At 72.5% G+C, this 2,895-nt stretch carries 4 protein-coding genes; all 4 read right to left on the reverse strand.

Features of this window, described 5'->3' with window-relative positions; genetic code table 11:
• Positions 1 to 136: 136 nt before the first annotated feature.
• The 4 genes from ACFXPK_RS18690 to ACFXPK_RS18705 all read right to left on the reverse strand — a co-directional run bounded on the left by ACFXPK_RS18690 (position 137) and on the right by ACFXPK_RS18705 (position 2,648).
• Positions 137 to 1,015, reverse strand: coding sequence for a phosphoadenosine phosphosulfate reductase family protein (locus ACFXPK_RS18690; RefSeq protein WP_385076723.1), 879 nt, complete (start codon positions 1,013 to 1,015; stop codon positions 137 to 139).
• 105 nt (positions 1,016 to 1,120) lie between these two features.
• On the reverse strand, positions 1,121 to 1,783 hold the full coding sequence (locus tag ACFXPK_RS18695) for a hypothetical protein (protein WP_385076726.1): 663 nt from the start codon (positions 1,781 to 1,783) through the stop codon (positions 1,121 to 1,123).
• 100 nt (positions 1,784 to 1,883) lie between these two features.
• Positions 1,884 to 2,210, reverse strand: coding sequence for a hypothetical protein (locus ACFXPK_RS18700; RefSeq protein WP_385076728.1), 327 nt, complete (start codon positions 2,208 to 2,210; stop codon positions 1,884 to 1,886).
• A gap of 99 nt (positions 2,211 to 2,309) precedes the next feature.
• Positions 2,310 to 2,648, reverse strand: coding sequence for a hypothetical protein (locus tag ACFXPK_RS18705; RefSeq protein WP_385076731.1), 339 nt, complete (start codon positions 2,646 to 2,648; stop codon positions 2,310 to 2,312).
• Positions 2,649 to 2,895: the final 247 nt, after the last annotated feature.

Genomic DNA, 2,895 nt, shown 5'->3' on the forward strand with positions numbered 1-2,895 from the left:
CGCGGGCCCTCGGGGTTTTGTGGCGTTGGCCTAGCGTGACTTTAGTGTTCGGGGGGGGGGGGGGGGGGTTGGGGGGGGGGGGGGGGGGTGGGGGGGGGGGGGGGCCCCCCCCCCCCCCCCCCACGGGTACAGCTCGTCAGCTCCGGGCGCGCTCGATGATGCGGCGCAGGGTGATCGACTCCTTGAACGGTCGACCCATCTCCTCCTCCGCCTCGGCGTACTCGTCGAACAGCTCCGGGTTGAGCTGCGCGGAGCGCACCAGGTCATCGGTGTGCGCGAGCGGGCAGGCGCGGCAACTGAGGCGCCGCATGCCCTGGTCGTACGCCTCGTGGGACTCGATGCCGTTCTCGCGGTGGATCTCCCACACCTGCTCGGTGGTGAGCTGGTGAATCGGCAGCCACGTCGTCACGACCCGCAGCGTCCCCTTGCCGCTCATGCGGTTCCGCTCCAGCACCGGCTTCTTCGCGCGGGCCCGGGACTCCTCGGCCCGCATCCCCATCGCGTATCCGGCCCGGACCGGGCGCCCCAGCCGCAGCTCGGCGCCGACCTCGTCCACGTAGTCCCGGCCGACCGCGGTCTTCAGATCGCTCGTGCAGAAGCGTGCGAAGTGCCCGGGCCAGTTGCCGTGCGACCGGATCCGCTCCCACAGCGAGCCCCACAACTTGCTGCGGCGCACGGCGAACGGAACGCCGTACTGCGCGGCATGCGCACGGGCGACTTCGAGCGCCCCGGGCCACTCGACCAGGTGGCCCCTGCGGGTGGTCCCGAGGTCGCAGTGCAGCACGCGCACCTTGTCGAGCTGGCCCGCCTTGTCGGCCTGGGTGCAGACCTCGTGCACGGTGGCCCCGCTGTCCTTGCCCCCGCTGTCGCCCACGACCACGATTTCGTGGGCGTCGAAGTCGAACTCGGCAGACGCCGCAGACGCGGCCGGCGCGACGGCCTGTGCCGCGAACAGCTCCATCTGGGCGGCGGCGCACCCCGTGCCGCACGGCGGGGCGAAGAGCTTCTTCGTCACGGTCTTCTCCTCGTTGAGGTGTTCGGTGTGGTCGTGCCGGGCCCCGGCGGGGGAGCGGGATTCCCGCCCCGCTCCCCCACCGGATCCCCTTCTCGGAGATGCCGGTCAGTTCCGGTGGGCGGTGAGCCAGTCGGCGATGACCGCGGCTGCGATCGCGGACTCGACCCAGCAGTCGACCGGTTCGCCGTCCCCGGCGATGTAGAGCGGGTCTCCGACGGGCTCGCCGTTCTCGTCGTGCTGGAACACCGTCCAGCCGGTGTGGACGGCCGGGTCGTGCTCGATCTCCGGACTGCGGTCGGCCACCGACAGGTGGGCACGGCTGTAGACGTCCGCCGCGGGAGTGGCGGGGTCCAGCGGGATCGCGTAGCTCATGCCCAATGCGTCGGTGTGCGCCGCGATGCCGTGGACGGCCAGCGCGGCCAGCAGCACGGAGCCCGCCGTGGGGTACGGGTCGGACACCCACTCGGCGATGGCGATCGCGCACTCGGCGAGCTGGTCCAGCGGCCGGGTGATCAGGATCCGCTCGACACCGGCGGCGTCGGTGACCAGCACGCGCGCCTGGCTCCCCTCGTGGAGGTGAACCAGCGCGTGGGGCTCGAACATGCCGGGCGGGGTTCCGGTGGACTGGTCGCGGGCGACGACGAGCCAGGGCTCCCGGGTGCCCTCCTCGATGTGCGCCGTGATGCCCCACTCGGCGAGCGCCCTGGTGGCGGCGTGGAACCCGGACATCGGGTCGGCCGTGCTGTCGGTTCGCGGTGCGCTGTTCATCTGCTGACTCCCTCATGGTCTGGGCGCCGGGCCCGGACACTGCTCCGGGCCCGGCGGTTACGCGGGAGGGCAGCCCGGCGGACTGCCCCGGAGACAGGGGTCAGAGACCGGATTCCAGCGCGACAGCGCGGATGAACAGACGGAAGGCGCTGCCGTTCTCGGCGGCGAGCAGACCGACGTAGAGCTGGGCCTCCTGGTCGCCGGAGATGGCGGGGACCCCGTGCTCGGACAGGAACGTCTGGATGTCGGTCACCGCCTCCTCGGCGGTGCTGTACCCCTCGCCGCCCATCAGGCCGTGAATGCCGACCACCTGGCCGTTCACGCTGAGAAGTACGGCGAAGCGCTTGAAGAACCGCTCGTAGACCGGCGTGAGCTGCACGTTGCTCGCCAAGGTGATCGGGCCGGTGTTCTGGATGATGGTGCCCATGAGGGCCCCCTTAGGTGTGTTGAGGTTGATCGGTGTTGGACGCTGAGCCCTGCGACGGCCGGGGATTCCCGCCCCACTCCCCCCGCCGACCGCAGCCGGTCAGTCGGCGGCCGGGATGGTCCACCCGGGCCCTTGGTCGGCGTGCTCTCCGCCGTGCCGGGCGATCAGGGCGCGCACGGTCTCGACCGGCACGTCCAGGTAGCAGCGGCGCTCCACCAGCCGCCCGACGGTCAGCCACGCGTCCAGGCGGGTGACGCTCTTGCGCGCCTCGGCGCCGGGGACGGTCACACCCGGCGAGACGAAGACCTCGGCGACGGTGTCGGTGCCGGGGACGATCCTGATGGCGATCCCCTGGTCGTCGGCGAGGTGGATGCGGTCGAGCGTGGGGCCGGTACCGTCGGCGGCGATGCGGTCGAGTCGCGGCGTGCTGGTCGTCATGAGGTGGTGCCCTTTCCTCGTTGAGGTTTTCGGTGTGGCCCGGGGGCCGCGCCGGCCGGGGATTCCCGCCCCCTTTCGACGCAACTAATACTCTCAAGTTTTAGGGGGTTCGGTCAAGCCGCCCCCCCCCATCGGGCGGGGTCCCGGGGGGGGGCGGGGGGTGTGATGGGGCCGCGCCCCCGGGGGGCGACCCGCCCGGCGGGGGGGAGTCCGCGGCGCGGCGGGGGGGGGGGGGGCGCGCGCCCGC

The sequence above is a fragment of the Streptomyces sp. NPDC059142 genome (assembly GCF_042755665.1).
In the GTDB taxonomy this organism is placed as follows: domain Bacteria; phylum Actinomycetota; class Actinomycetes; order Streptomycetales; family Streptomycetaceae; genus Streptomyces.